Origin of the sequence: Duganella violaceipulchra (genome assembly GCF_019166075.1) — a bacterium.
GTDB lineage: Bacteria > Pseudomonadota > Gammaproteobacteria > Burkholderiales > Burkholderiaceae_D > Rugamonas > Rugamonas violaceipulchra.
The window spans coordinates 1-334 of record NZ_JAHTGR010000163.1; the positions used below are offsets into that span (position 1 = coordinate 1).

At 68.3% G+C, this 334-nt stretch carries 1 protein-coding gene; it reads right to left on the bottom strand.

Annotation, left to right across the window (positions count from 1 at the left end; translation table 11 throughout):
• Window positions 1–334 (bottom strand): AMP-binding protein (locus KVP70_RS33500; RefSeq protein WP_217946742.1); only part of this gene is annotated, 334 nt, incomplete at both ends.

Consider the following 334-nt stretch of genomic DNA (forward strand, 5'->3'; position numbering starts at 1 on the left):
GGTTATGCCGTACAGATTGATCAATTGCGTGCCGGCGTTGACCGCCCGCGCATACCACGGCGCCAGCAGGCTCGTCTCCAGCGCCTCGCCGCCGAACACCGTGTAGCGCAAGCGGTGCGCGGCCTGGTTCAAGCCCTGCGCCGCGATCAGCTGGCGGAACGCCGTCGGCGTCTGGTTCAGCACCGTCACGCCGCGCCGGCACAGCAGCTGGTAGAACTCGTCGGGCGCGCGCGCCACCGACAACGGCACGATCACCAGCTGGCCGCCGTGCGCCAGCGCTCCCCACATTTCCCACACCGAGAAGTCGAAGGCGAACGAGTGGAACAGCGTCCAC